Annotated in this window: 6 protein-coding genes and 1 rRNA gene; 6 read left to right on the top strand and 1 reads right to left on the bottom strand. The window is 49.1% G+C overall.

Annotated elements, in window-relative coordinates; genetic code table 11:
• The first annotated feature begins 226 nt into the window (after window positions 1–226).
• Window positions 227–814, top strand: a complete 588-nt coding sequence (locus Afil_RS10485; RefSeq protein ID WP_230268509.1) for an ATP-dependent Clp protease proteolytic subunit — start codon at window positions 227–229, stop codon at window positions 812–814.
• Window positions 815–818: 4 nt separating this feature from the next.
• Entirely contained in the window at window positions 819–2,102 is a 1,284-nt protein-coding gene (locus tag Afil_RS10480) for a type IV secretory system conjugative DNA transfer family protein (protein WP_230268508.1), read from the top strand.
• Window positions 2,103–2,382: 280 nt separating this feature from the next.
• Here the strand turns inward: Afil_RS10480 and Afil_RS10475 are convergent, their stop codons facing one another.
• On the bottom strand, window positions 2,383–2,733 hold the full coding sequence (locus Afil_RS10475; protein ID WP_230268507.1) for a hypothetical protein: 351 nt from the start codon (window positions 2,731–2,733) through the stop codon (window positions 2,383–2,385).
• A gap of 289 nt (window positions 2,734–3,022) precedes the next feature.
• Between Afil_RS10475 and Afil_RS10470 the strand changes: the two genes are divergently transcribed.
• From Afil_RS10470 to Afil_RS10455, 4 genes are all read left to right on the top strand, one after another.
• Window positions 3,023–3,409: a GntR family transcriptional regulator gene (locus Afil_RS10470; protein ID WP_230268506.1), complete on the top strand. Its 387-nt coding sequence runs from the start codon at window positions 3,023–3,025 to the stop codon at window positions 3,407–3,409.
• Window positions 3,406–4,272 carry an ABC transporter ATP-binding protein gene (locus Afil_RS10465; RefSeq protein WP_230268505.1) on the top strand — a complete coding sequence of 289 codons (867 nt, stop codon included), beginning with the start codon at window positions 3,406–3,408 and terminating at the stop codon, window positions 4,270–4,272. The genes Afil_RS10470 and Afil_RS10465 overlap by 4 nt, the downstream gene beginning before the upstream one ends.
• Window positions 4,269–4,916, top strand: a complete 648-nt coding sequence (locus Afil_RS10460) for an ABC-2 transporter permease (RefSeq protein WP_230268504.1) — start codon at window positions 4,269–4,271, stop codon at window positions 4,914–4,916. The genes Afil_RS10465 and Afil_RS10460 overlap by 4 nt, the downstream gene beginning before the upstream one ends.
• 764 nt (window positions 4,917–5,680) lie before the next feature.
• Window positions 5,681–5,758: ribosomal RNA gene (locus tag Afil_RS10455) — 16S ribosomal RNA — on the top strand; the annotation flags it as partial.

The following is a 5,758-nucleotide window of genomic DNA, read 5'->3' as shown; positions in this document are numbered from 1 at the left end:
CTTTGGAGAAATCGATACCGAGATCGATTGCAGGGATGATTGATTCCATGAAAAAGCCTCCTTGAATAAAGGAATTATCCCAAGGAGGCGGTCGAGAAAATACCCGTCTTTTATTTGACGCTTACTTCGTATAACTGAATCAGGACAGGAAAGAAGAAAAGGAAAGCCTGCAGACCCGGACGAGGTGCAGGTCGAACTTCTTCTTTCCTGGTAAAGGAGGCCAGTTATGTATCTGAGTGAAAAGACCTGTCAGGGAACCACCCTGATTCCTATGGAAACCCGGCATCTGTCCAGACGGCGCATCCTGGTGTTTGGAGAAGTGGATGAAGAAAAAGCCAACAGCATCGTTTTGCAGCTGCTGACACTCAATGAGGAAGATCCCAGTCAGCCCATTGATCTGTATATCAATTCACCCGGCGGGGAAGTTGGGGCCGGCCTGCTGATTTATGACGCCATGCAGTCGAGTCCGGCACCCATCCATACCGTCTGCATGCAGAAAGGCTATTCGATGGCTGCCGTTCTGTTTGCGGCAGGCGCGAAGCGTCTGATGTTTGAAGACAGCCAGCTCATGATTCATGAGCCTCTGCTGAATTCTTCGTTTGCGGGAAACCATGAATCGCTGAAGGAAGTCATGAAAAGACTCGCCGACTATTCCGGACGCATTCATGAAATTCTGGCTGCACATACGAAAAAGAGCGTGCAGGAAATTGAGGAAGCGTCCGCCAAAGACCGGTATTTCACCTTGCAGGAAGCCATCGATTTTGGGCTGTGCGATGGAAAGGCACAGCTGGGAGAACTGATTCAGGAGGGATAAGCGTATGAGTGAAAAAATCATTCTCGGCGATCGCGCGATTTATTCGAGCGACTGCGCTCTGACTGGCATCAACAACAACGTGATGGTCTGCGGCTTTTCCGGGAGCGGAAAAACGATGTCCATCTGCGAACCGCGCCTGCTGGAAACGACCGAATCGTCTCTGGTCGTTACCGTCACCAAGCGCCGTCTGGTCAATACGTACCGCCGTCTGTTTGAAGAGCGCGGCTACAAAGTGATTGATCTGAATTTCATCGATCCGGAACGATCGGATGTCCGCTTTGATCCGCTCGATTACATGATGTCCGATGAAGACATCGAGTATTTTGCCACCTCGCTCATCGTGGGCGACGGGCAGAAAAATCCGTATTCGCAAGCCGATCCATACTGGGCACAGGCCGCTGCTTCGCTGTTCAGCGCCGAAATTGCGCATGTGTGCCGCCTTCATCCGGGAGCCGGTCTGGACGAGGTGCTGCAGTTTCACAGCCGCATTCACCTGGACTATTCGCGCGATCTGGTGCAGACGAGCGTGGATAAGGAATTCCGGGAAATTCTGGAAATTGCGCCGGACAGCTTTGAGGCCCGCTGCTGGTCAACGTTTGTCAGTACGCCGATCCGGACAGCCGGATGTATTTTCAGCGATCTGAACTCCAAAATCGACCGCCTGTTTCCTTCATCCATGCGGGAACTGCTTCGCAAGAAGGAGAGGCTGGATATTGCGGAGATGGGCTGGAAGAAAACCGTTCTGTTTGTTTCCACTTCGAGCACAAACAATGGTCTTCAGAATTATTTGAATATCTTTTACGGCCAGGTGTTCCGTACGCTGTTTCACTTCGCGGATACGTGCGGTTCCGGCCGTCTGCCGATTGGCGTACACATGATCTGCGACGACTTTGCGAGCGGCGGCTGCATCGAAAACTTTCCGGAAATGATTTCGGTTTTCCGCGAAAAGAACATTTCCGTTACCCTTCTTCTGCAGTCCGAATCTCAGCTGAACAAAATGTATGGACGGGAGGATGCGACGACGATTATCAACAACTGCAACACATACGTCTATCTTGGCGGCATGGACTTGCAGACGGCAAAAAACGTCAGCATTCGCGCAAATCTGCCGCTGGAAGACGTGCTCTCTATGCCGGTCGGAAAAGAAATCATCTTCCGTGTCGGAAGCCGCCCGCTTCGCACGCAGCGCTATCCGGTCCTCGACCACCCGGTTTACCAGAAGGTCCAGAAGGCGTTTGAAGAGGAAGCCCGCCAGCAGAAAAGCTTCTACGAGCGTCTGATCCATTAAACAGACGATTTCTACTGCAGGTGCCTACCCTGTACAAAGAAGTTCAGAACAGAAATACAAATTGAAAAACAGGCTGCTCAAACGGAAAAAATACCGGATGGGCAGCCTGTCTTTGTCTTTTTTCAGTGCGCTCGAAGACGGAGTACAGAAAATCGATACAGAGTATCGGTACAGAGAACCAGTGGAAAGCCAGTATAGAGCCAGCAGAGAATTCGAACCAGGATCTCAGAAACATTGCTCGCCGGACCGCTGTCCCTGACTGCGTGTTTCTCAGAGATCTTCAGAGCGATCGAATGAAACGGACCATTTCCTGATTCTGGCGAAGACAGACGAGCCAGTACTGAATGGTCATGTCTTCGACGGGACGGACGACGACGCCTTCATTCGCATGCGGAAGCCAGTTGGAAACAAAGTAGGGGAAGGCGCCAATCCCGGCTGCGCTGGTAAAGGTGGCGTTGTTATCGATGGTCAGAAAATGAGTTCTGGGAAGATTCCGTTTGACTACTTCGTTCCAGTAGCCGATTTGCGTATAGATTTGTGGAAATGCTGCACAGCCTGACTGTTCACGACTAAGCCGCCCGAATACCAGCTCGTATTCAAAGCGCGAAACGAATTGCCATACAACACCCAATAGACAACGCAATACAAAATCAGGAAGAGAAATGCACGCCTTGCTCATAAGCGGACCGTTTATATCCGCAATGAGCGATGGCTTCCATCCAAGCGATGGATTCCATCCAGAAGAAGAGAAGACAGGCGAAGCGTTTCTCTTCCTTTTTGTCTGGCTTTTAACAGGGAGCGGGAAATGCATCGCGTAAAAGGTCTCATTCGAATATTTTTGCGGAGCTCTTGCCAAACGTTTGAAATGTGTTTAATGTACTGATTGTATATATACAATATCTAAAAGGAGATCACCCATTATGGAACTGGAAATCGTTCTTAGCTTTCGGGGAGACGTCCCTATTTATGAGCAGATCGAAACACAGATGCGAAGCCAGATCCTTTCCGGCAAGCTGAACCCGGGTCAGTCGGTTCCCAGCATGCGGGCTCTGGCAAAAATGTTGAAAGTCAGCGTCATTACCGTTCAGAAAGCCTACGAAGATCTGAAACAGGAAGGCCTGATTGAGTCGGCTGTCGGGCGGGGAACCGTTGTTGCCCAGATCGACAGCCAGGCAGCGCAGGAAGCCAGACAGAAAGAAGTGGAAGCCTGTGCGGAAGCGCTGATTAAAAAAGCGAAAGAAACGCAGATGACTCTGGAAGAGCTGCTGAATCTGGTTTCTTTGCTGTATGAGGAAGACGAAGTATGAAAGACGCACTTAAAGTAACCCGTCTCAATAAAGCCTTTAAGGATTTTTCTTTGAAGGACGTTTCCTTTACCGTCCCGGCCGGCCGGGTTGTCGGCATGGTCGGTGAAAACGGCTCGGGAAAGAGTACAACGATTCGATGCATTCTTGGACAGGACATTCCCCAGTCCGGCGAAATTCTGATGTACGGCGAAAATGCCCTGGACAATGCGCGCCTGCACAACCAAATCGGCTATTCCGGCGACTCCAAAGGTCTGCCGGGCGCATTCACGCCAAAAGAAATCTCGTCCATCATGAAGACGATTTATGAAAACTGGCAGGAAGACTACTTCTTCCGTTTTCTGGATCGTTTTCAGGTACCGCTGGATCGGAAAATTGCCCATCTCTCCCGCGGCATGTACATGAAACTCTCGATTGCGACGGCACTGGCGCATCAGCCGGACCTGCTTCTGCTTGATGAGGCGACCGCCGGACTGGATCCGGTCGTACGCGAAGAAATTCTGGATCTGCTGCAGGAATTCATGGAAGACGAAAACCATGCCATTTTGATGACGAGTCATATTACTTCGGATCTGGAACGGATTGCAGATTCGATTCTCTACATTCAGGACGGAAAAATCCTGTTCGAGCTCGACCGTGAGGAAATCGATCGGTTTGGCATTGCCCAGCTGACCGCGGATCAGGTTCAGTTCGTCGATGAGCAGCTGATCCTGGCTGCAAGAGCGCAAAGTCTGCATACCGAAATGCTGGTCAAAGACCGTACCGAGTTCAGCCGGCGGTATCCGGATTATGCAATTCATCCGGCGACGCTCGATGAAATGATCGTCATGCTGTCCAAAGGGCAGCGGAAAGGAGAAAGCCGATGAAAGGACTTATGAAAAAGGACTTCATGATGCTGAAAACCCAGTGGATTGTAATGCTGGGAATCTTCGCCCTGATCAGTATTTTCATGATCTGGATGGACGCCAGTGAAGGCTTGATTTCCTATATTACAATTTATTTTCTGATGCAGGGCGTAGCGTCGATCATTACCGATCGAATGAGCGGATGGAATCTGTATCAGACCGCACTGCCCATTTCCAGACCGACCGCCATCCGCGAAAAATATATCCTCAGTCTGCTTTGCGGACTGTTTGGGTTCGGACTCAGTCTGGCAATCGTCTATGGTCTTGGCTTTGGAAAAGATCAGGAAGTTGTACTGATCAATATTCTGCTCGGCTGGATTCTGTCGTTTTCCGCCCTCGGCTTTGGCATTCCGCTGATCACCATGCTGCCAAAGAGCGCCTTCATCCTGGGTATTTTTGGATCTCTCCTGCCCGGCGGTGCCTGCGTTGCTCTGTGGAGCATCAAACTGAATGAGGCTTCGGCGAAAGCGATGGCCACAGCCGATGCAGCCCCTTTCAGCATGCAGACCGATTTTCTGTGGACATGCTTTGCCATTATGGTGCTTTGCGTCGTGCTTTCTTACCTGATCGTTCCCAGACTGCTCGCGAAAATGGATCAGAAATAAAAACAGAAAAATCTCAAACAGTGCGCGGATCCCGTGGAAACGGATAGTCCTTTTCCCATCGTGCTCGACTTGAGAATCCAGGCTGCTCGAAGACAGACGGTTCTGTCCTGCATTTGAGCAGCCTTTTTGTCTGCCAGGTTCTGCAGGCAGAAGATCCAGCAGACGCGCGGTTCGCAGGAAAGAAAACTGGAATTTAAGTTCGAAATGGAAGTTAGAATTTCCAGAAAGACGAAACGAAAAAAATCGCCCAGGACTGGAATTTACTATTTCAATTTTCTGGAAAATGCGGCGAGAGTATTTTAATTTGACAGATTCCGTAAAGAAGGAGTATCTTAACAAAGCTGTTTGAAAGCAGACAGCCGCTTGAAGAACACAGCTGAATCTCTAGCAATTCCTAGATGTGAAAATGTTTTAAAAATTCACAAATAAGGCTTGCATAGGAGAAAATGCTGTGATATTCTAAGTGAGCGTTAAGGAAATGACTTCCAAAACGCATCAAATCACCTTTAGATATCGAAGAAAACAGCTTAAGTGAAAATCATAAAGAAATTCACAAACAGTTGTTGACAGAGATTTCTGCAGATGATATGATAAACAAGCCTTGTGAGAGGCATCGAGTTTCTCACAAGCAGATGGCTCTTTGAAAACTTTACAGACAGATCAAGAAATTCGAAATACACAACGTCGATTCTTAAAATCACAAAAAGTACTCGAGCAATCATTTATTCACGAAACATTAAACGCATAAGCGTTTGAGTCAATATCAAATGGAGAGTTTGATCCTGGCTCAGGATGAACGCTGGCGGCATGCCTAATACATGCAAGTCGAACGGATATCTTCG

This window comes from Allobaculum fili (genome assembly GCF_020969955.1).
GTDB classification, from domain to species: Bacteria; Bacillota_I; Bacilli_A; order Erysipelotrichales; family Erysipelotrichaceae; genus Allobaculum; species Allobaculum fili.
Note: the sequence above shows the minus strand (reverse complement) of the source record. Positions and strands in the feature narration are given on the sequence as shown.